The following is a 21,097-nucleotide window of genomic DNA, read 5'->3' on the forward strand; positions in this document are numbered from 1 at the left end:
CGCCTTGATTCCGGTGCCGCGCTTCCCTAATGTGAGGCACCGACCGCTGTGGGTCGTCTGCCTCGGCCCTTCCCTCACGCGAGGCGCCCGGCGGTCGGTTGCAAAGGAGTCGGTGCCGGTGGCAACCATGCCCCCTCATCGTCACGCCCCGGGACTGCCCGCTCGGCCGGGCGGTCTGCGCCGGGTCGCCCACCGTCTACTCGTTCTGGTCGCCGCCGCGGCTGTCGGCGCAGGCATGCTCTCCGCGCCCGTGCAGGCCGCGCCCACGGTCGACGAGATCGAGGCGCAGATCGACAAGCAGTGGGAGCAGTTGGAGCCCACGATCGAGCAGTACAACAAGGTGCGGTCGCAGCTGAAGACCAACCGGAAGAAGTCGTCCGACCTGCAGAAGAAGATCGAGCCGCTGGCGCTGCAGAGCGAGCTGGCGCTCAACCGGGTCGGTGACCTGGCCTCCCGGTACTACATGTCGGGTCCGTCCCACGACATCGGCGCGCTGCTGGTCAGTGCCAAGCCGGACACGCTCACCGAGCAGCTCACCGTCCTCGACCGGCTTGCGGCGCGGGAGCGCAAGGAGGTCGAGGGCGTACTGGCCGTGCGGGCCAAGTACGACGGTGAGAAGCGGAAGCTGGACGCGCTGATCGCCACCCAGACCAGGCAGCAGAACGAGCTGGCGGCCAAGAAGAAGCAGATCGACGTCGAGATCAAGCGGCTCGAGGCCTCGCTGCCGAAGACGACGATCAAGACCGAGGGCTGCCCGACCATCAACGGGGTGGCCAACGCGGCGGCCCAGAAGGCGATCAAGACCGCCTGCCAGCAGGTCGGCGATCCCTACGTCTGGGGCGCCACCGGCCCGAACTCGTTCGACTGCTCGGGCCTGACCCAGTACGCCTACAAGGCGGCGGGGATCAGCCTGACCCACCACACGGGTGACCAGTGGCACGAGGGCAAGGCCATCTCCCGGGCCGACGCCCGCCCTGGTGACCTGGTCTTCTTCTTCAGCGACCTGCACCATGTCGGCCTTTATCTCGGCAACGACAAGATGGTGCACGCGCCGCGCGCCGGCAAGCCGGTGCAGGTGGCCAGCATCAACTACATGCCGGTCGCCGGGTTCCGCAGACCCGGCTGATCCCAGCAGGCACGATGAGGGCCCCCGGTCGGACGACCGGGGGCCCTTGCCCATGGGCGGCGCTTCCTCTGGAGGCGCCGCGCACAGACGCTCAGCCCCCGCCGCTCACCGTCTGCACCGTCAGCCGCTCGTGTGCCTCGGCGGGCATCGGTTGCTGGAGTTCGACCCGGACGTCGTACTCACCGATCATCGGCACCGCCGTCACCGCACTGTAGGTGCCGTGTTTGCCCGGCACCTCCATCAGCGGAATCGGGCCCTGCCGGTGGGACATGGGCATGGCGATCATGTCGGTCCAGGCGACCATCCGTCCCATCGTGATCGGTTGGTACGAACCAGGGCTCACCGCCTGCACCTCGATCTGTACCTGCAGGTTGCCCGTGTGCCGTGCGGTGACGTTCAAGACCGCGGACGTCGAGCTGGGCGCTGCGTGCGGTGCCGCCGTCGCTGCGGCCCCGACCGGATCCGGCGCCGGTCGACCCCGGTCGGTCGTCAGGAATGCCAGACCGCCGATGGCGACAGCGAGGGTGAGACCGGTGCCGACGCCTGCTACGAAAGCCGGGGCCTTCCTCGTCCGCGAGGTGGTCGACCGTCCTTTCGGACGGTTCCGGGTCGGTGCCGGCTCGACGAGCCGCCACTTCGAGGGCGCTGTCATGGGTCCGTCCTTCCCGTGGGTGGGCGGCAGTGCCGCCCACCCACGTGACGAGTCAGCCGACGGGATGGTCCGGAAGCTGGATCAGCCCGGGTCGAGAACTGCCGTACACACGGAAGAGGCCCCACTGTCCTCCGGTGAGGTGCGGCGAGAGGGTGTTGGAGCGGTAGAGGTAGTCACCGGCGGCCCTGGCGGGACCGCCAGCGCCGTTGGTCACGTCCGGATCGAGCACCACCTGGTAGACGCTGCCGGGGTTGAACTCACCCTGGAACGCCTTGATCTGTGACTGGGGGTCCTTGGGCGCCGCCCGCCAGGTGTGCCCGTGCAGCGTGAAGCCCGTCGAGCGCGGCTTTCCGACCGCCTGGCCGACCCAGATCACGGTCTTGTCCCCGGTGTAGGCCTCCATGAGCGGTGTGCTCGGATCGCCGTGCGGATAGCTGCTGAAGATCCTGGACAGGTTGGCATCGGCCGCGTACCGGTGATGCCATGGCTCGTTCCGGTAGTTCACCGCGACCTCCCCGGAGTCCTCCGGATCGTCGGTCTCGCGGCTCGGAGACACCGCGAGGTCGACGTTGTCGGGCACGTCGGAGCCGTTGCTGCGGAACAACGCCAGATCGCTGTTGAGCAGCACGATGTTCTCCCGGTAGTCCGTGCCGTTGGGATCCACGACGACCGCCTGAGTCCCGGACCTGAGCGGCGTGCCGTCCTTGGGGCTGACCCAGCTGGTGCCCTTCGGCTCGATCACCAGGCCACCGAAGAGTCCGTGGTGCCCGTGGTGCAGCGGATCGGCCTGGTCCTGCAGGAGGGCCAGCCCGGTCACGTCCTGCGGGGCGTACCAGGTGAAGACTCGGGACTCGCCGACACCCACGGTGAGATCACCGACGAGCTCCCCGTCGTCGCCCGTGTTGGAACCCCGCGATTCCAGGTAGTAGTCGAGCAGGGTGGGCGTGAGCCCGACACGGGAGCTGACCGGGTACGGCTTGAACCCGGGGACGTTGTGCTCGTCCTTCGGCGGCTGGTCGAGGCAACCGGGCAACGTGTTGCCGTTGCCCCGCCGCCAGCCCAGCTGGCCCGGCTCGGTGGCCTCGAAGCAGGTCTGCTGCATCTTGGTCGGATCGAGCTGGTTCTTGAGGGTCACCTGGATGCAGTCGCCGGCATGTGCTCTCAGGACGAGTGGTTCCGGTGGCTTCTGGCCGGACCTGATCGCGTTGACGTCCTCCTCGAGCGCGAACATCGCGCCGTTCGGATCGTGGTCGCCCGACTTGTTGTAGACGATGTCATGGTTGAACGCGACCACGGTGAACTGCTTGACGCCGGGACCGGGTACCGATCCATCACAGATCTTGGTGCCGCCACCGACGCCCGTGCACTGCGGATTGTCCGGTAGGAGCTGGACCTCGTAGTTGCCTTCGCCCTTGGGGTCATCGCAGTCCATCACCCGCAGGTGCCCCCAGGCCCCGAGGAACCGGTCGTCCGAGCCGGTCAGCCCGTAGACGTATCTGCGGGTCTGTATCCAGTCCTGCCAGCCGAACTCCCCGCCCATGTCGAGATTCATGTCGAAGTACTCCAGCACTCCCAGGTGCTGTGCCTGGATGAGGTTCGACTCGGGATCACGCGGTTCCGATTTCCAGGGGAACCGGTCCACGGTGAAGCCGTGCGACTCCTCCTGGGAAAGCTGGAACAGCCGCCATTTGACCCGGTCGCCCTCGTGCGCCGTGTACGTCGTGGTGTACGCCGCGCCGTGCGTCCGCTGGTCGTAGACCCTGGACGGGTCGGCGCCCCGGCGACCCTCGAACGGTTCCAATCGGTAGCTCAGCCCGACCACCCCCTGGTCGTCGGGGCTGGACGGGAACTTGGGCGGATAGATGGGCACGCCGTCCGGTGTGACGAACTGGTCGTCGTTCGGATCGTTCGGATCGGCCGGCTTGAACATCGGTACGTGGTCCTCGACGAAGACCGAGAAGTTTCGGTAGTCCTTGTCGTCGATGGGCTTGCCGTGGTAGTCGGTGCCCGGTGAACAGTGGATGTCGACCACCGTCCCGACCCGGAGCGTCGTACCGGTCTTCGGATCGTGGTACGTGCAGCCCGCCGGGTGCACCGAGGCTCCGCCGAGCAGGCCGTTGTCCTGGTGCACGTTCGGGAAGAAGTGGTCGTGGAAGCTGCTGGTGGCGAAATCCTCGTGGACGAACGACCGGTAGGTGATCGTCTGATTGCGGTCCGCGCCCTGGTCGTAGTTCCACCCGTTCGCGGCACCGTCGGAGGTCAGCACGTCGAACTGGACGAGGTGCTGGTGGATTCCCGCCTCGTTGGTGATCTGGGCGCGGTCGAACACGTTACCGCCGAAGTTCTCCGGCAGTTCGTTGGTGAAGTTGTAGACCACGCAGTCGCCGACGTTGAACAGGGGCGCGAACGGCTCGGGTTTTCGGCCGTCCAGGACCGCCTGTTTCTGGTCCTGGAGGACGTACACCCGGGCCTGCGGGTTCTTCCAGCGCAATTCCTCGTTGTAGTACTGCGCCACCTGGATCGCCGCCACGTCGAAGGTCTTCACCGGCGTCGGCCGGCCGTCCGAACGGGTGGCCGGGCAGGGGTTCTGGAAGAACCCGCCGGGTGTCTGCGCACCCGCATCGGCCGCGTCCCGCTCGAGCTGGGTGGGCGGGAAGACGCCGACGGCCTGTCGGGAGGCGACCCCGAGCGGTGGCTTCGGCGCCTTGAACCCGAACTTCCCGGGCACGAAGTGCGGATAGCCCGGCTTGGTCGCCGTCGGCGCGGGTGGCGGGTTGATGCCGGACACCGCCGGCTGGTAGTCGAAGTCCTCGAGCGGCAGCAGCGCTGGCACGATCGTGCCGTCGGGCAGCTTCCGGGTGCCGTCCTCCAGTTTGTCGTGGGTGCGGTTCAACGCCCACATCCCGTTGGCGAAGTGCGGGTAGAGGTGGCAGTGGAAGATCACGTCACCGAACGTCGCCGGCTTGGTGTCGTGCGCCGAGCCCGCTCCGCCCTCGGGCATGAGCGCGTAGTGGGCGCCCGGGGACACCGCCTGCACGTCGAGGATGTTGGTGACCGACATGTGGTGGCTCGGCTTGCTCACCTCGGCCAGACCGCCCTCGTCCTTCGGGTCGAAGGGCCACCGGTTGACGTGCCAGTGGAAGGTGTGGGTCTCCCGTTCGGCGGCGTGCAGCAGCCGGATCTGCATCGGCTCACCGCGGTAGTTCGCGAAGACGAGGTCGCCGCCGCCCGGGTCGCCGTACGCCCAGGACGACAGGGCGGTCTCCTCGCCGTGGCAGGCCTGGGCGTCGAAGCCCTGACCGGCACGGCTCGCCTGCGGACAGCCGATCTCCTCCCGGTTGAACCCGGGTTCGGCGCGGTAGTTGAAGGCGAACCACTCCAGCTTCACCGGAATCTCACCCTGAACGAGTGCGTCCGCGTCCCCGCCGGAGAGCCCGGGCAGCGTGCCCCGCTTGAGTTTGCTCAGCTCAGCGGCCGTCGGGTCCACGCACTCGCCGTCGGCCCGATCGTCGTCGGCGCCGTCCTGTCCGCGACAGAACCGGGTGAGAATGCCGGACGCCGCTTCCACTTCGTCGTGCATGAAGATCACGTGTTCGCGGTGGTCCGGCGCGCCGGACGCCGGGTCCTTGATGACGGCGCGGGTGCCGGAGGTGAGTGGCGCTCCGGTGCGCGCGTCCACCCAACTGGTGCCGGCCTTCTCCACCACGATCGCGCCGAATGCGCCGAAGGAGTGGGACCCGATCGCATTGCCGGCCCCGGTCTCGACCGACGAGAGATCCGCGCCGTCGTTGAAGTGGAACTCGCCCTCCACCGTCGCGGAGTACCGGTATGTGCCGCTGGCTCCGGGTGCCACCGTCGAGTCGGGGTTCGAGCCGGCCGCCGTCCCGTCCGACCCCTTGACGTCGTAGGCCAGTCCCTCCATGTGGATGGAGGCCGCGGGCGCCGCAGCAGGGTTGAAGTCGTTGTGTGGCCGGGTCCGCGCCGGCGCGAACCGGCGTGGTTCGGGCGTAACCGTGCCCGCTGCCGCCAACTGCTCGCCGGGCAGCAGGAAGATCGAGTTGTCCCGGACGAACGACGGTGCGGCCTCGTGGAGCCGGTTGGTGAACCGGATCGTCACGCAGTCGCCCCGGTGCGCGCGGAGCACCAGGGGCTCGATCAGATCCGCCTGGTGGAACGGATCGGCCGCCTGGGCGAACTCCTGACGGACCCTCCCGATGTTCTCGTCGAGAACGTACATCCGGCCTTCCGGCACCACGTCCCCGAAGCGGTTCAGGAAGATCGGGATGTTGATCAGCGAGACGTCGAAGGACCGTGCCGGCGCGCCCGCCACGCACGGACTGCCGGGATTCGTCGCCTTCGGTGGAAGGTCGGCCGCCATCGATGTGGACATCGCCCAGACCGCGCCGCCCGTCAGCGCCAGCCACGCGCCGGCGAGCAGTCCGCCGGCTAGGTACGTCCAGCGGCGTCTCCCCCTGGCTCGGACGACCACCGTCACCGCAACCACGCCCAACAGGGCGAGCTGGGTAACCTCCGCCATGCCTGTTTGCACCGTGCCTCCCTCGTCGACGGTGTGCGCGTCTGACCGCGGGAGAGCAACCTCCGGTATGTCTTGTAGATCCACGCCCCCGTGATCTATCGACGATGACCAATCTAGCCGCTGCGCAGCGGTATGTAAATGAATTACTACTCAGAGAGAATGCTCGTAGTCTTTTGCCGGCCGTCGCTGCGATCGGTCGACGGCGGCCGCGCCGCGAATTGGTACGGAGTGTCACGGCCCCCCCGGTTGCGGATTGGTAACGGCCGTCTCTACTCTGGTCATTCGTCGGGCCGACAGCAGCTCCGCCCACCCGGGCGGTAACGGACCGACACCGCCGAGTCGCTTCCGAGCGAGCCGGGGACCCAGGTTTTCCGGGGTGAATCCGCAGCCACTGCGGTAGGGCGTCCACCTTCCCGCCCGAACCCGTCAGCTAACCCGGTAGGCGGTCAGGAAGAAGGAGTACGGAACCCGGTGGCTCACCATGCCCCGCGGCCGTCGTCCGAGCGGTCGGCGTCAGCCGGCCCGACGTCGATCGTGCCGCGCCCACGCTGGTCCCGCTTCACCACCTCCCTCGCCGCACTGGTCGGCGTCGCCGTCGTCCTGACGGGCAGCGCCACGGCCGCCCACGCCGACCCGTCCGTCGCCGAGATCGAGCGCCAGATCGACGCCGACTGGAACAAGCTCGAACCGATCATCGAACGGCACAACGCCACCCGCGTCGACCTGGCCGCCAAGCGCAGGCAGGCTGACGCGCTGGCCGCCCGGATCGCCCCGCTGGAGCGCCAGGTCGACGCCGCGATGGACAAGGTCAGCTCCCTGGCCGTCCGCGCGTACAAGGGCGAGAACGTCTCCACCGTCAACGCCGTGCTGGGCAGCAGCTCGCCCAGCGAGGTGGTCGGGCAGCTCGAGATGCTCGACCGCTTCGCGCACGACCAGCAGCAGGACGTACGGCAGGTGTCCGACCTGCGCGACGAGCTGGCCCGGCAGAAGGCGCCCCTGGACGAGATGGTCGCCCAGCTGACCCGCACCGAGGCCCAGCTGGCGGCCAAGAAGAAGCAGATCAACGAGGAGATCGACCGGCTGCAGAAGCTGCGCCTCAAGGTGTACGGCAACGGTGGCGGCGGGCCGCTGCGTCCGGCGCCCTGCCCGGCCAGCTACCCCGGCGGCGGTGCCGGCGTGGCGGTCAAGTTCGCCTGCGCGCAGATCGGCAAGCCGTACGTGTGGGGCGCCGAGGGCCCGAACTCGTACGACTGCTCGGGGTTGATGCTCGCCGCCTGGGCCAAGGCCGGGGTGTCGCTGCCGCACAACGCCGCCCAGCAGAGCCGGGTGACCAAGGACGTGAGCAGGGCCGACCTGCGCCCCGGTGACCTGGTCTTCTACTACAGCGACATCCACCACGTCGGCATGTACGTCGGCGGCGGCTGGGTCGTGCACGCCTCGCAGGCCGGTCAACCGATCAAGATGAAGAAGGTCGACGACGGCCCGATCCACAGCTACGGCCGCCCGGGCTGATCCCGGACGACCGAGGGGGCCCGTCGCGATTCGTCGCGGCGGGCCCTCGTCGTCACGGCGTCAGCGGGTCGGCCAGGTGCGCCAGTGCTGCCAGGCGCGGCTCGGCGTCGGCCCCCGCTGGCCCTGGTAGCGCGACCCGTACACCACCGAGCCGTACGGGTGCTCGGCCGGCGAGGACAGCCGGAAGATGCAGAGCTGCCCGATCTTCATGCCCGGCCAGAGGGTGATCGGCAGGTTCGCCACGTTGGACAGCTCCAGCGTCACGTGCCCGGAGAAGCCCGGGTCGATGAAGCCGGCGGTGGAGTGCGTGAGCAGGCCGAGCCGGCCCAGGCTCGACTTGCCCTCCAGCCGGCCGGCGAGCTGGTCGCCGAGCGAGATCACCTCCAGCGTCGAGGCGAGCACGAACTCCCCCGGATGCAGCACGAACGGCTCGCCGTCGGGCACCTCGACGGCCGAGGTGAGGTCGTCCTGCTGCATGGCCGGGTCGATGTGGGTGTAGAGGTGGTTGTTGAAGACCCGGAACAGCCGGTCGAGTCGTACGTCGATGCTGGACGGTTGGACCAGGGTGGGCTCGAACGGCTCCAGGCCCAGCGTGCCGGCCTTGATCTCGGAGACCAGGTCGCGGTCGGAGAGCAGCATCCGACCACCATAGCGGCGTCGGCCGCGCGGGCAGGATTCGGTGCCGGTGACCAGCGCGTCGAGGTCGCTGCTCGTACATTTGTTCGATAGAATGCCCGCATGGCTTCCTGGTCCGATTTCGCCGCCGACGAGCCCCGACTCGCCGACGGGATCCGCGTTCTCCTCCAGCAGTACGGGCCGGGCTTCGGCTACCTGGCCACGGTCCGCGCCGACGGCGGGCCCCGGGTCCATCCGGTCTCCCCGGTCATCACCGATGAGGGCCTCTTCTGCTTCATCATCGACTCGCCGAAGCGCCGCGACCTCGAACGCGACGGTCGCTACGCGCTGCACTCGTTCCCGCCGGAGGAGAGCGACGACGAGGCGTACGTGGCGGGGCGCGCCTGGCCGGTGACCGATCCGGCCCGGGTGGCGCGGCTGGCGCAGAGCGCCCGGGCGGAGCCGCAGGTCGACTGGCGGCTGTTCGAGTTCACCGTCGACGTGGCGATGCTGACCCGCCGAGACCAGCACGCCATGGGCATCCCGGGTGGCGCGCCGGGCCGGCCGGCCGTCCAGGTCTGGCTCGACCCGCACGCCCCGCCGGCGGCGGCCCCGCCGGTCGCCGTACCGCAGACGCGCCCGGCGCGTCGCAGCCGTGACGTCCAACGCTCGGCGGCCTGACCGCGGCGGTCCTGGGGGAAAGACACCGGTGCCGGCTCCGTCGTGACGGAGCCGGCACCAGGTGTACGCGGGGAAGCTACGCCGCGCGGTACGCGTTCCACGCGGTCAGCATGCGGCTCGCCTGCCCCGGGGTGAACTGGTACATGCACGAGTCGTAGGTGTAGTCCATGAAGTTGGTGATCGGGTCCAGCCCGGCCGCCGAGCAGGTGTTCCGCCCGGTCGGGCACTCGTACGCCGGCGAGGCCTCGGCCGGGGTGTCGCTGACGCTGTCACCCGAGCCACCGCAACCGCCCTGGAAGGTGTGGTAGAGGTTCAGCCAGTGGCCCACCTCGTGCGTGCCGGTGTCGCCCTGGTTGTAGTTGGTGGCGGTGCCACCGGGCAGCGACTCGCTGAGCACGACCACGCCGTCCATGCTGTTCAGGTTCCGCTGCGGGAAGGTCGCCCAGCCCAGCAGGCCGTCGCTCAACTCGCCCAGGTAGAGGTTGAGCGTGTTCTTGCCGCCCACCCGGAGCGACGACTTCATCGACCGCTCCGCCGACGAGCCCTGCACGATCGGGTACCAGGACGGGTTCGTCACCCGGTTGATCTTGTCGAGCCGGAAGGCGAACGCGGTGGCCGCGCCGCCGGTGGCGCCGGCGTAGGCCTGGTTGAGCACGTTGACCTGGGCGGTGATCAGCGAGTCCGGGATGTTGCCGCCGGCGCGGGTGCTGTCCCGCTGGATCACGTGCACCACCACCGGGATGGTGACGGTGGCCAGCGGCGTGGCGCCGGCGCCGGCCCGGAAGTTCGCGCGTTCGCGCAGCGCCGCGGCGAGGTCGGCGTCCCGCTCGCGGACCTGCTGTGCGGTCAGCTCGTTCGGGTCGTGCCTGGCCGCGGCGCCGGGCTTCATCCGGGCGTCGGCGTGGCTGTCGGTCGGCTCCACGCAGGCGCCACCGGGGGCTGCGGAGAATGCCGAGGCAGCCGGGACGACGCCCACCGCGGCGGTGCTGAGCAGCAGCGCGAGGGTCGTCGACGCGACGCCGGCGGCGCGCCGGGTCAGCAGGTTGGGACGGAGTCCCATGGGCCCACCTCTTTCTGGCGGCGTGGCAGGGGGGTGTGTCACGCCGTGGCTGGCAATGTGCGGCAGACGTTACAACTCATCGACGCATTTGAGAACGGCCATACCTTGCCATCAGGAAACTTCTTTCCGCTAGCAATGGATCACGGGGAGCGACGGTGGTTCTGCGTGGCGGGGCCGGGTTGGCGGGTCCGGCGCACGGGGGTACCTGGGTGCACCGGCTGGGTGACTCAGGTACAGTGGTGCCGCTTGCGGGTGTAGTTCAATGGCAGAACATCAGCTTCCCAAGCTGACAGTGCGGGTTCGATTCCCGTCACCCGCTCCACGTACGAGGCTCAGGTCAGGACACGTTCCCGACCTGAGCCTCATGCATGCCGGTCGCTTCTTGCGCTTGCCGTGCCCGTTGCGTGCCCGATCGCGGCCCTTCCAGATACCTGCCGTGCCGACACGGCTGACTGGAGGACCCGGCGCCGTCAGGCCATTGCGGAGAGGATGACCCGCTCCAGCACCGTGAGCGGGGTCCGCCACTGGTCGGGGTCGTCGTAGTTGCCGGCGGTAATTGCCACGGTGAGGTCCAGGTCGGGCAGGACAAACAGGCGCTGGCCGCCGTTGCCCATGCCTGCCACCAGCCGATAGCCCTCGATGGATTCGATGTACCACTGGTAGCCGTACTGCGCGCCCCAGCTGGTCTGCAGGCGTGGCTGGAGCATTGTGCGGATCCATTCGGCGGGGACGATCCGCTGACCGTCCCAGGCTCCCTCGGCCAGCACCAGCTCGCCGATCCTGGCCAGGTCGCGGGGCGCGAGTCGCAGCCCGGACGCGGCGGAGGCCACTCCGTCCGCGCCGGTCATCCACTCGAAGCTGCCGATGCCCAGCGGCGCGAACAGGACGGCCTGCCCGTACTGCGGCAGCGACTGCCCGGTGCCGTCGGCGATCAGTCGGCCGAGCAGGGCCGTGGCACCGCCGCAGTAGGTCCATCGGGCGCCGGGCGGCCCGAGGATCGGCCGCTCCAGGATGTACCGGTACCGGTCCGGCGCCAGCTCCATCGCGATCTCGGCGTTGGCCGGGCTGTTGTACGGGAGATCTTCGCGCCATTCCACGCCCAACGACATCGTCAGCGCGTGCTCGACGGTGAGCCGGGCACGCTGGGGGTCGGCCGCCAGGTCGGGGTACTGCGGGAACCCCTGCAGGAGCGGCTCCGCCGGCGGCGGGACCAGCCCTTCGCCGAGCGCGATGCCGTACAACAGCGCGGTCACGCTCTTGGTGACTGACCGGATGTCGTGCAGCGTCTCGGGCCCGAACTCAACGAAGCCCAGCGAGTCGCCCCAGGCGAAGTCCTCGCCGGCCCTGTAGTACTCCAGCAAGGTTTGGCCACCGCGAACCGCCGCGACGGCGTGCAGACCGCTGACTTGGCCAGCTTGGAGTATTTCGTTGAGGCGGGCACGCAACTGCGTCGTCATGGGGCACTCCGAAAGGGCGATGTCGGCCAAGCGGAACTGCACGCTGGTTATACCGGAGTTTCCGGTTTGGAGCGGCCCCAGTGGGAGGGTCCAGCCCGCCCGCCGCAGCTGCCCGCCGCAGCCATGATTCGGTCGCGAGAGACGGCCACCTCCTGGCTCAGAGCCTCGACGTCGACGTCCAGGACTGTGCCGGCCCACTTTGCGTACCACACCCTTCATGAGGTCGCTGTCGACGTTGCGCGGGGCGGTGCCGAGCATGAGGAACACAACCCGTTACGTCCAGCGCGAGCTGCCGACGGGCATCCGCATCTGCCGCCGTCCGTGCGCGCAGGCAGACGACGAGCCGTCACGCTCGGTGTTCGGCCTCCCGTGGTGCCGGCATCCTGAACTGCCGAAAGTAGTGCGTCGGTCGCGAGCCGACGATCAGGGACGATCACTGCATGGCGGTGACGGGCGGATGGTCAAAGGAGGCCGGGCAGCGAAGCGGCCAGCTGCAGTCCGCCCCGTGCCACTCGCCGAGACCAGCATGTCGATGATCTGCCCGTACTGGTCGACCGCCCGGTAGACGTACCGCCAGACTTCGTTGAGCTTGACGTATGTCCCGTCGACATACGACCTGTCACCGGGGGCGTGACGAGAGAATCGAGCGGCGGCCAGTATCGGGGTGAACCGCTGCACCCACCGGAATACGGTGACGTGGTCGACCTCGACACCGCGTTCAACCAGCAGCTCTTCTACGTCGCGGTGGGAGAGGTTGTAGCGCAGGTACCACCGCACCCCGATCACGATCACCTCGGGCGGGAACCGGAACCCGGCGAACGCCGACTTCGGTGGCAGCAAGGGGGCGGGGACGGGTCGAGCGCATCACGCGTCAAGCATGCCGCGATCCTGCCCACGCCCAACGCAACAGAGCCGGAGATGGGCTTTGGCGGCAGGGTAGTCGGCCTGGCCGGGTTGACGGCCAGGCGTGCGGCCGCCCATCCCATCATCAGTGAAGACTCAGGTCGACGGGACGAGGATCGTGGTGAGGATCCGCCGGGTCCGCTCGGGCGACGGAGGCAGGGCCAGTCGCGGTGCCAGGACCTCGCCGAGGTCGCGGATCAGCTCGAGCAACTCCTCGTCGGTTAGGTGCATTCCGCTCTGCCGGTAACCCACGAGGTCGCGGGCCAGGTCGACCTGGTCGCGGGCGAGGTAGCGGTCGAAGTCGGCGAGCAGTGCCGCCACGAAGGTCATGAAGGCCTGCCGGTGCTCCTCGACGCTCATCGTACGGGCCTCCTCGGGCCCCACCGACGCCGTTTCGGCGCGCAGCCGGTAGGTCCGCTCGGACGCGCCGCGCACCCGGCGCTCCTCGGCGATCTGCAGTACCCCGCCTTCGACGAGGGCGGCCACGTGGCGGTACAGCGTGGCGGTGGGCACGTCGGACAGCTCCTGGCGCAGTTGCGTCGTGGTGAGCGCGCGGTCGCCGAGGAAGGCCTGCGCGATCCGTAGCCGCACGGGGTGCAGCAGCAGTTCGGCGGATGCCATACAGATCACCTCCGTCTTCAGATTCTCACGCTTGACAACGTTATCAAAGTCGAGAATAGTACGGGCCATGAGCACAGTCGCCCTCCACGCCGACCGGCTTGACATCGAGCTGACGCCGGCCGAGAAGGTCGCCGGACTCCACGGCGACGTCCACATCCCCCTGTCGGCGATCACCAGTGTCGAGGTCGTTCCCGACGGCCTCGCGGCCGCCCACGGGCTGCGCGCCCCCGGCCTGTCCCTGCCCGGAGTGCGCAAGGTGGGGACCTGGCGCACCAGGGCCGGGAGCGAACTGGTCGTCGTCAGCCGCGGCGAGGCGGCCGTGCGGATCTCGCTGCGCGGCCAGAAGCTGTCCTCCGTCCTGGTGGGGGTGGACGACGCCGAGGGGCTGGCGTCCCGGCTGAGGGCGGTGCTGCGATGAGTGCCGTCACCCGGCCGGGCCCCGCGCCGACCGCGATCGGCGCCGGCATCCGCGAGGTCGCCATCCGCTTCGCCGGCCCGGACCGCGACCTGGCTGGGACGGTCGCCCTGCCGCAGGGACCCGGTCCCTTCCCGGCGGCCGTGCTGGCGAGCGGCTCCGGCCCGGTAGACCGCGACTCCAACCACCCGCGGATGCGGCTGGACGTCGTCCGCCAGCTCGCCCACGCCCTGGCTCAGGCCGGCATCGCGTCGCTGCGCTACGACAAGCGCGGCGTCGGTGAGAGCCGGCGGCTGCACGACGGCACCACCGAAGGCGCTGGCGCCTGGCGGCACGCCGGACTCCACGACAACAGCGCCGACGCGGCCGCCGCAATGGCTGCGCTCGCGGCCCGCGACGAAGTCGACCCCGACGCGGTCTTTCTCATCGGGCACAGCGAAGGAGCCGTCCTGGTCACCGAGGTCGCCGCCCACGCGCTCACCAACACGCACGGACCGAAACCGGCCGGCGTCGTCCTGCTCGCCGCCGCGGCCGCGCCGGGCGACGCGGTGCTGCGGTGGCAGGCCGCCGCGATCGCGCCGACACTGCCGGCACCGGTACGCGCGATCCTGCGGCTCACCCGCACTGACCTCGTGGCCAAGGTGAGCAGGAACCACGACAGGATCCGCCGAACCACCGGCGACGTCGCGCGGGTCGGCGGTGCCAAGCTCAACGCCAAATGGTTCCGGGAGTACCTCGACTACGACCCACGACCCGACCTCCGACGGCTCGACCTCCCCGTACTGGCGATCACCGGCACCAAAGACCTGCAAGTCGACCCGGGGGACCTTGTGGAGATCGCCCGACTCGTGCCCGGGCCGGTGGAGACGTGGCTCGCACCCGACGTGTCCCACCTACTGCGGGTACAGCCCGGCCCCGCGTCGCTGCGGGCCTACAAGAAGGAGATCCGCGAGCCGGTCGACCAGGCAGTGCTCCGGCGCGTCACCGACTGGCTGAACAACCAGGTTCATCAGGGGTCCGCAGACAGTCCAGACTGGTCGGGGCCGTCTGCAACACATGCTTAGGCTCGTTCTGCCGGCGCGTTCCAGGCGGTCGATGACCGTGGTGGTCGCGGCTGGGCTGAGTTTGAGGGCGCTGGTGAGTTCCCCGCCGACAGCGGACCGCGGTTGGCGAGGACGAGATCCATCGCGCGCAGCAACTCGGCAATCGCCTCGTCGGCATCCTGCACGGGCCTCTTCATTGATCATTGAATGATGCGACGGCTGAGGGTTGTTGGGGCAGTTGGTTGGCTCATGATCGGCGGGGGCATCATGCTTCCGCTGTTCGCTTGCTGCATGGGAGCAACGATCCCTTACCAGGACCCCACCCCAGAGATGGCGCAGCAGTACGACAAGGAGGTTGCCGCGTCCGACCGTCTGCTCTACCTCGGATCGGCCCTTGGTCTATTCCTCCTGATTGCTGGCACCGGAGCAGTCGTCGGAAGCGCGAGGAGCCGCCGCAGACCCTCTGACCGGGAGAAACCGGAACGATAGGCGTGCCCGATCTGTGCCCGATGCAACGGTCAACATCGGCCAGCACTGGCACTTCCACGGTGTCGAGCTGAACGCTCTGTGCTGTCCGCTGGCCGCGCAGCTACCCGGAGTGTTAATCAAGGCGATTCCCAAGCTGACAGTGCGGGTTCGATTCCCGTCACCCGCTCCACTGCGAAGTCCCCGACCAGGACGCGTGTCCCGGCCCGGGGTCTTCGATGTTTCACGGTCACCAGGCTTGCGTCGCAGCGGCACGATGAGCCGGTGACTCGCCTGATCATGATGCTGAGGCGCCCGGTCTGGGTGACCGTGGGCTGCGTGCTGCTGGTGGTGGCCGGCGGTGCGCTGCTCTGGCTGCCGATACGCACCCAGTCCGCGCTCGACGACTGGAAGACCGACCTGCGGGCCACCGGTGTACCGGCGCGGGGGGTCATCTACGACCGGGTGTCGAAGCGCGGTGGCACCTCCACCACCATGTATCTCCGGTACGAGGTGGCCGGCCGGACGTACGAGCAGGAGATCGGCTGCGTCGAGGTGTGCCTGCCGGCCGGCGACGAGGTGCCGATCTGGGTGAACCGCGCCGATCCGAGCGACTTCGTCACCGACTTCGACGCGCTCAGCGGACACCGGGGCCGCATCCAGGGCGTCGTGGGCGCCGCCGGGTTCGTGATCCTGGTCGTGGCGGTGCCCCTGACACTCTCCCGCATCCCGTTCCGGAAGTGGTTTCCTCCTCGTGCGCGGCCGCGGCGGTCCGGCGCTCCGAGCAGGGAGGGCGTCGGCTTCACGAGCCGTTCGAAGCACAAGCGGGTCGGTCGACACTGAGCGGCATCGCACCCCCGAACGCGACCGATATTGATGCCGCTGAACCCCCTGGCGGCTAGTGTCCGGCTTGGAGGTGGTCCCCGTGTTCACCGAAGCGTTTCCGATCGTGACTACGCCCGACCTGCCGAGACTGATCGCGTTCTACCGGGATGTCGTCGGCTTCGAGCAGACGTACCGGTTCCCGGACGACGGTGACCCGGAGTTCGTCGCGCTCCGGCTGGGCAACAGTGAGCTGGGCCTGGCCGCCGACCCGAAGGCCGGCGAACCCTCCGCCTCGCACCGCTGGGAGCTGTGCGTCTACGCCGACGACTGCGACGCGGCCGTGGACGCGCTGCGGGCCGCTGGTGCGACCGTCACCGAGGAGCCGGTCGACCAGCCGTGGGGTGAGCGCTCCGCCCGCGTCGAAGACCCGGACGGCAACCGGCTGCTGGTGCTGGCACGCCTGTAGTCACCGTTCGCCGACGATCAAGCGGTCACCGTCGGACCGCCACCGCTGCCCCGATCGTCGAGCACGAGCGGGGCGCGACCGCGCACCACGTACCGGATGTGGGTGACCTCCGGGGTGTGGATGACCCGGGTGGGCGTCAGCTCGATCGCCTCCTTCTCGCCGAGGTCGAGGTCAGCGTCGAACAGCCGGAGACCGGTGCCGAGCACGACCGGTACGACGTGCAGCTCCAACTCGTCGAGCAGGCCGGCCTTGAGGACCTGCCGTACGAGGCTGCCGCCCCCGGCCACGGCGACGTCCTTGCCACGGGCCGCCGCGCGTGCCTGCTCGACCGCGCTGGCCACGCCGTCGGTGACGTAGGTGAAGCTGGTGCCACCGCCGCGCAGCAGAGGCTGGCGGGGGCGGTGCGTGACAACGAAGACCGGCGCGCGGAACGGCGGTTCCTCACCCCAGGGCACCTCACCCCCGTCGGCCATCCGCCGCCCCATCACGTACGCGCCGGCCGCCCCGAACGACTCGGCGACCACGTCGGAGTTGGTGTCCCGCTCACCGCCGGCGAAGCCCTGCCGTTCGCGCCACGCCGTCGCGTTGGTCACCCAGCGGGTGACCCGGAAGAAGCCGGCGCTCTCGGCCGAGTCCATCCAGTCGCCCTCGCCGGCGAACTGCGGGCCGGCGTAGAACCCGTCCGCCGACACCGACAGCTGTGCGGTCACCTTCGTCATCTCGCGCGCTCCTCTGCTCGGGCGGCACCCCGCCCGGGTGCCCGCTCACCGATGGGTCGGAGTCGACCGGGAACTTCCTACCGGCGGTGATGTGACCTGAGCCACATCGGGTCAGGCGGGGCTGCTGTCCGGTTGCCGGTCATTCGTTGGCAGGTACCACATTCCGGCGTGCTCGGGGCCGCGCAGCCAGCGCATGCGGGGCACCTCCTCCGGGCGGGGCTTCCAGTCGCGGTACGGCGCGAGGGCCAGCCGCCAGGCGATCACCGCGAAGATGTAGATCCCCGGGCCGACCACCCACAGCAGGGCGTCGCGACGTCGGTAGGAGGCGCGTGGCGCGAGCCAGGCGGTCACCGCCACCGGCACCACGATCGCGCTGAGGTCGGCCGCCGGGCCATGGCCGAACCGGACCTCGATCACCTCGCGCACGAGCAGGGACGGCACGACCACCGCGACCACCATCGCCGCCGCGAGGGCGGTGCGCGGCCGGCGGCTCAGGGGTACGCGGGCAGCGGTTGGTCCGACGGGCATGGCGGGAGCGTACGGGCCGGCAGCAACGGTGGAACTACGACGATCGGTCGGTGATGGCCGCCTCGATCCGCAGACCGATGCCGGTCAGGATGAGGAGGGCGGCAAGGATGTGCGGCTTGAGCCCGTTGTAGCCGGACGACATGGTGAGTAGCGAGGTCATGAAGCCGGCCACCAGCGCCACGGTGCCGAATGCTCGTACCGTGTCGACCCGCCGCGACCGTAGGTCCACACCGGAACGGTAGCGAAGACCCGGCGGCCGTGGTGTCCCCGAAAACCGCGCCGGCCACGAGGGGTCGGCGCGACTAGGCTGGCGATCATGAGGATTGGCATCGTGATCCTGCCGGACCAGCGCTGGGCGGAGTCGCAGCGACGGTGGCGCCAGGCCGACGAGTGGGGCTTCGACCACGCCTGGACGTACGACCACCTGGGTTGGCGGGACCTGGTGGACGGCCCGTGGTTCGACTCGATGACCACCCTGACCGCCGCCGCGACGGTCACCTCCCGGATCCGGCTCGGCACCCTGGTGGCGTCGCCGAACTTCCGGCACCCGGCCGCGTTCGCGCGGCAGATCACCACGGTGGACGATGTCTCCGACGGCCGGCTGCTGCTCGGTCTTGGTGCGGGCGGTATCGGCTTCGACTCGGCGGTGCTGGGCGGCGAGACGCTGCCGCCTCGCCAGCGGGTCGACCGGTTCGCCGAGTTCACCGAGTTGCTGGACCTGATCCTGCGGGAGGACGGCACCACCTGGCGCGGTGACTGGTTCGCCGCGGTGGACGCCCGCAACAACCCGGGCTGCGTGCAGCAGCCCCGGGTGCCGTTCGTGGTGGCCGCCAACGGGCCGCGGTCGATGCGGCTGGTGGCCCGGTTCGGCCAGGGGTGGGTGACCACCGGCACCGACGCCGACGACGTGGAGGGCTGGTGGGCCACCGTGTCGGCGCTGTCCAGCCGGATGGATCGGACGCTGGACGAGGCCGGCCGTGACCCGGCGACCCTGGACCGCTGTCTCTCGCTGGACGCGGCGCCGGTCTTCTCGCTCAGCAGCGCGCAGTTCTTCGCCGACCAGGTCGGCCGGGCCGCCGAGCTGGGTTTCACCGACGTGGTGACGCACTGGCCGCGTGCCAGCAGTTGGTACGCCGGTGACGAGGCCGTCCTCGTGGACGTGGCCACCCGACTGTTGCCGGAGCTACGCGCCTGAGCCTGTCGCCAGAGCGGGCGCGGCCAACGGGGTCAGGTGCCGAGGTCGCCGCCGGCCACGCCGCCCTCGCCGGCGGAGACCAGCCGCAGGCGGAGGCAGACGATCGGGGTGTCGTCGTCGACCGGGGTGCCGAGCCGCGCCCAGTAGGCCGAGTGGCCGGCCCGCCACTCCTCGATCGAGCGGTCACCCTCGCCCTCGGAGCGGGCGAAGTCCCACGGCACGTCGGTGAAGCGGACCACCTCGACCCCGGTGATCTCCACGACGCCGACAAGCGCGTCGTCGTCGTCGATCAGGGCCAGCCGTTCGCCGACCCGCTCCAACTCCTCGCCCTCCTCGGCGTACTCGGCGAGCCGGCCGGCCGTGGCGGTCTTCACGCCGGCCAGCACCAGGGTGTTCAGGGTCGTCCGCAGCTCGCCGGGGGTGCCGAGGGCGAGGGTGCGCAGTTCACCGATCCGAGGCCACATCCTGCCGAGGCTAGGCGAGCGCGGCCGGTACCGCCGCCGCAATATGCCGGCCCGGTCAGATCAGCTGGCCGGCGTAGCCGGCGGCGGTGAGCAGCCGTTCGTCGCCGGTGGCCGCGTGCGCGTCGAGGACAGCGTCGGCCAACTTGACCACGTGCTCGTCGCCGTGCCGGGCGGCGCGGGCGAAGACCTCCGCCGGGGTCGCGGCCGGCACGGTCGGCGGCGCCATCCCGTCGGTTGGGGCGTACACCGAGGTCAGAGCCGCCGTCGCGGCCCAGGCCGCGGCGAGGCTCGGCGCCCAGAGCGCCCGATCCAGTGCCGGCAGGGTACGCAGCACCGCGGTCGGCGCGGTGACCGCGTGCACCAGCATGACCGGCGCGGCGTGCCCGAAGCGCAGGTAGTCCAGGCCGGCCCGGTGCACCAGCGTGGCGAGCCCCCGCTCCGCCTCGGCCGGGGTCCGCGCGGGGCGCAGCGCCGCGAGTGCCGGCTCCCATCGCGGTACGCCCGGAAGCTGGCCCAGCCGGCTGAGGATGCCCCCGGACTGGTCCTCGATCCGGGGCAGCCCGGCCAGGGCGGTGGCCACGTCCAGCTCGGCGACGGCCGGATCGTCCGCCCCTACGGCGAAGGGCCCGCCGGACGTCGCCCGGACGCGGGTCGGGTCGAGCAGTCGGTCGGCCCCCGGAACCGGCTGCCAGCGGGCGGCCCAGTAGCCGAGGGCCTGGCCCAGCTCGGCGAGTCGTTGCGGGTTCGCGCCGGCCGGGTCGAGCGCGCGCACGGCGTGCCCGACCCGGATCACACCGTGGGTGGCGCCGGCGGCGATGCCGGGCAGCAGTCGGGGCCACCAGGTGCCGAGCACCTCCCGCCACGGGCGTTCGCGCAGCTCCCGGTCGAAGTACGCCAGCCGGTCACCGGCCCGCTTCGGGTCGCCGAGTGCCGAGTGCCAGTCGTCGATCGGGCGCAGCCCCCGGGGCAGCTCGTCGAGGCGCCCGAGGTAGTCGTCGAGCCAGCGGTGCACCCGCTCCTGGTGCCCGTGTCGGACCAGCGCCTCGACGGCCATCGGCCCGTGGTTGGAGAGCCAGCCCTCGTATTCCGGGCCGGTGCGGTGCAGCCGTTCGTACGCCTCGTCGAGGATCCCGTCGCTCATGCGCCCATCGTCGAAGGTGAACCGAGGTTCAGGTCAAGCCGGCAGATCCGCGCCGCTGATCAGACCGGTGATCCGCAGTTCGGCCGCCACGTCGGGCGGGCAGTCGACGGCCACCACGGCGCTGCCCAGCACCTCGGCGCCGCGCGCCGCGCAGATGTCGTAGAGCGCGCGGATCTGCGCCCCGGTGCGCACCCAGTCGTCCACCACCAGGACCCGGTCGCCGGGGCCGAGGTGCCGGTCCCGCACGGCCAGGTCGACCTGCCGGCCCCGGTAGTCCGGCGGGCTCTGCGCCCAGGTGAGCGGCCCGGCCGGCAGCCGCCCGTCGCCGGGCTTGTGCGCGGCCACGAAGCCGACTCCGAGGGCGGTGGCGGCCAGCGGCCCGAGCAGCAGCCCGGTGACCGCGGGGGCGAGCACCACGGTCGGCCGGGCGGCCCGGTACGGCGCCACCAGGGCCGGTCCCAGCTCGGCCAGCACCGCCGGGTCCCGCCACCAACCGGAGATGTCGCTGACCAGGTGGCTGGTGCCCGGCCCGGGGTCGATCCACCGGAACAGGGTGGTGAGGCGTTCGGTCAGCTCGGCCGGCATCGGTCCATCCTGCGGCACGCGCGTCCGTCGTGTCGCCGCGACCGACGGGCCAGCGCCTCGGCACCCGGGCCGGCCGGCCCATGCCGG

At 70.3% G+C, this 21,097-nt stretch carries 21 protein-coding genes, 1 tRNA gene and 1 riboswitch; of the genes, 9 read left to right on the forward strand and 13 right to left on the reverse strand.

Going from position 1 to position 21,097, the window contains the following annotated elements:
* Positions 1-127: 127 nt before the first annotated feature.
* Positions 128-1,126: an NlpC/P60 family protein gene (locus tag AB0K07_RS01395; RefSeq protein WP_363750080.1), complete on the forward strand. Its 999-nt coding sequence runs from the start codon at positions 128-130 to the stop codon at positions 1,124-1,126.
* Positions 1,127-1,217: 91 nt separating this feature from the next.
* On the opposite strand, the gene AB0K07_RS01400 is transcribed toward AB0K07_RS01395, so the two are convergent.
* Positions 1,218-1,469: a hypothetical protein gene (locus AB0K07_RS01400; RefSeq protein WP_363750082.1), complete on the reverse strand. Its 252-nt coding sequence runs from the start codon at positions 1,467-1,469 to the stop codon at positions 1,218-1,220.
* Positions 1,470-1,830: 361 nt separating this feature from the next.
* A complete protein-coding gene (locus AB0K07_RS01405) occupies positions 1,831-6,315 on the reverse strand; it encodes a hypothetical protein (protein ID WP_363750084.1) in 4,485 nt (1,494 codons plus the stop codon).
* A gap of 322 nt (positions 6,316-6,637) precedes the next feature.
* A riboswitch (cyclic di-AMP (ydaO/yuaA leader) is annotated at positions 6,638-6,774 on the forward strand.
* A gap of 75 nt (positions 6,775-6,849) precedes the next feature.
* Here AB0K07_RS01405 and AB0K07_RS01410 point away from each other — a divergent pair.
* Positions 6,850-7,827: an NlpC/P60 family protein gene (locus AB0K07_RS01410; protein WP_363750085.1), complete on the forward strand. Its 978-nt coding sequence runs from the start codon at positions 6,850-6,852 to the stop codon at positions 7,825-7,827.
* A gap of 60 nt (positions 7,828-7,887) precedes the next feature.
* Here AB0K07_RS01410 and dcd read toward each other — a convergent pair whose 3' ends face one another.
* Positions 7,888-8,466, reverse strand: a complete 579-nt coding sequence (gene dcd / locus AB0K07_RS01415) for a dCTP deaminase (RefSeq protein ID WP_030332009.1) — start codon at positions 8,464-8,466, stop codon at positions 7,888-7,890.
* Positions 8,467-8,565: 99 nt separating this feature from the next.
* Here dcd and AB0K07_RS01420 point away from each other — a divergent pair, with 99 nt between their 5' ends.
* A complete protein-coding gene (locus tag AB0K07_RS01420; protein WP_363750087.1) occupies positions 8,566-9,123 on the forward strand; it encodes a pyridoxamine 5'-phosphate oxidase family protein in 558 nt (185 codons plus the stop codon).
* A 76-nt stretch (positions 9,124-9,199) separates the two neighbouring features.
* Here the strand turns inward: AB0K07_RS01420 and AB0K07_RS01425 are convergent, their stop codons facing one another.
* On the reverse strand, positions 9,200-10,183 hold the full coding sequence (locus tag AB0K07_RS01425; protein WP_363750089.1) for a zinc metalloprotease: 984 nt from the start codon (positions 10,181-10,183) through the stop codon (positions 9,200-9,202).
* A 248-nt stretch (positions 10,184-10,431) separates the two neighbouring features.
* On the opposite strand from AB0K07_RS01425, the gene AB0K07_RS01430 reads away from it, so the two are divergent.
* Positions 10,432-10,505 (forward strand) — tRNA-Gly (locus tag AB0K07_RS01430).
* A gap of 148 nt (positions 10,506-10,653) precedes the next feature.
* On the opposite strand, the gene AB0K07_RS01435 is transcribed toward AB0K07_RS01430, so the two are convergent.
* The 3 genes from AB0K07_RS01435 to AB0K07_RS01445 form a co-directional block, all read right to left on the reverse strand.
* Positions 10,654-11,640, reverse strand: coding sequence for a serine hydrolase (locus AB0K07_RS01435; protein WP_363750091.1), 987 nt, complete (start codon positions 11,638-11,640; stop codon positions 10,654-10,656).
* Between the two features lie 423 nt (positions 11,641-12,063).
* Complete coding sequence (locus tag AB0K07_RS01440; RefSeq protein WP_363751373.1) at positions 12,064-12,477, reverse strand: DDE-type integrase/transposase/recombinase; 414 nt, start codon at positions 12,475-12,477, stop codon at positions 12,064-12,066.
* Between the two features lie 162 nt (positions 12,478-12,639).
* On the reverse strand, positions 12,640-13,164 hold the full coding sequence (locus tag AB0K07_RS01445; RefSeq protein WP_363750093.1) for a helix-turn-helix domain-containing protein: 525 nt from the start codon (positions 13,162-13,164) through the stop codon (positions 12,640-12,642).
* 67 nt (positions 13,165-13,231) lie between these two features.
* On the opposite strand from AB0K07_RS01445, the gene AB0K07_RS01450 reads away from it, so the two are divergent.
* The 4 genes from AB0K07_RS01450 (at position 13,232) to AB0K07_RS01465 (ending at position 16,378) form a co-directional block, all read left to right on the forward strand.
* Positions 13,232-13,582 (forward strand): hypothetical protein, encoded by a 351-nt coding sequence (locus tag AB0K07_RS01450; protein ID WP_363750094.1) that lies wholly within the window; start codon positions 13,232-13,234, stop codon positions 13,580-13,582.
* Positions 13,579-14,643: an alpha/beta hydrolase gene (locus tag AB0K07_RS01455; protein ID WP_363750096.1), complete on the forward strand. Its 1,065-nt coding sequence runs from the start codon at positions 13,579-13,581 to the stop codon at positions 14,641-14,643. The genes AB0K07_RS01450 and AB0K07_RS01455 overlap by 4 nt, the downstream gene beginning before the upstream one ends.
* Before the next feature lie 729 nt (positions 14,644-15,372).
* Positions 15,373-15,930 (forward strand): DUF3592 domain-containing protein, encoded by a 558-nt coding sequence (locus tag AB0K07_RS01460; protein ID WP_363750098.1) that lies wholly within the window; start codon positions 15,373-15,375, stop codon positions 15,928-15,930.
* An 82-nt stretch (positions 15,931-16,012) separates the two neighbouring features.
* The gene (locus AB0K07_RS01465) at positions 16,013-16,378 is read left to right on the forward strand and encodes a VOC family protein (protein WP_363750100.1); all 366 of its coding nucleotides are present in this window, start codon (positions 16,013-16,015) and stop codon (positions 16,376-16,378) included.
* Positions 16,379-16,395: 17 nt separating this feature from the next.
* On the opposite strand, the gene AB0K07_RS01470 is transcribed toward AB0K07_RS01465, so the two are convergent.
* From AB0K07_RS01470 to AB0K07_RS01480, 3 genes are all read right to left on the reverse strand, one after another.
* The gene (locus AB0K07_RS01470; RefSeq protein WP_363750102.1) at positions 16,396-17,097 is read right to left on the reverse strand and encodes a dihydrofolate reductase family protein; all 702 of its coding nucleotides are present in this window, start codon (positions 17,095-17,097) and stop codon (positions 16,396-16,398) included.
* Positions 17,098-17,208: 111 nt separating this feature from the next.
* Complete coding sequence (locus AB0K07_RS01475) at positions 17,209-17,625, reverse strand: hypothetical protein (protein WP_363750104.1); 417 nt, start codon at positions 17,623-17,625, stop codon at positions 17,209-17,211.
* Positions 17,626-17,659: 34 nt separating this feature from the next.
* Positions 17,660-17,854, reverse strand: a complete 195-nt coding sequence (locus AB0K07_RS01480; protein ID WP_363750106.1) for a hypothetical protein — start codon at positions 17,852-17,854, stop codon at positions 17,660-17,662.
* Between the two features lie 87 nt (positions 17,855-17,941).
* Here AB0K07_RS01480 and AB0K07_RS01485 point away from each other — a divergent pair, with 87 nt between their 5' ends.
* On the forward strand, positions 17,942-18,820 hold the full coding sequence (locus AB0K07_RS01485) for an LLM class flavin-dependent oxidoreductase (protein WP_363750107.1): 879 nt from the start codon (positions 17,942-17,944) through the stop codon (positions 18,818-18,820).
* A gap of 32 nt (positions 18,821-18,852) precedes the next feature.
* Here AB0K07_RS01485 and AB0K07_RS01490 read toward each other — a convergent pair whose 3' ends face one another.
* From AB0K07_RS01490 to AB0K07_RS01500, 3 genes are read right to left on the reverse strand one after another with little or no spacing between them, the layout of a single operon-like run.
* Positions 18,853-19,284 carry an ASCH domain-containing protein gene (locus AB0K07_RS01490; protein WP_363750109.1) on the reverse strand — a complete coding sequence of 144 codons (432 nt, stop codon included), beginning with the start codon at positions 19,282-19,284 and terminating at the stop codon, positions 18,853-18,855.
* Positions 19,285-19,339: 55 nt separating this feature from the next.
* A complete protein-coding gene (locus tag AB0K07_RS01495; protein ID WP_363750111.1) occupies positions 19,340-20,425 on the reverse strand; it encodes a hypothetical protein in 1,086 nt (361 codons plus the stop codon).
* Between the two features lie 33 nt (positions 20,426-20,458).
* A complete protein-coding gene (locus tag AB0K07_RS01500) occupies positions 20,459-21,010 on the reverse strand; it encodes a phosphoribosyltransferase family protein (protein WP_363750113.1) in 552 nt (183 codons plus the stop codon).
* Positions 21,011-21,097: the final 87 nt, after the last annotated feature.

The organism is Micromonospora sp. NPDC049301 (assembly GCF_040678715.1).
Lineage (GTDB): Bacteria > Actinomycetota > Actinomycetes > Mycobacteriales > Micromonosporaceae > Micromonospora.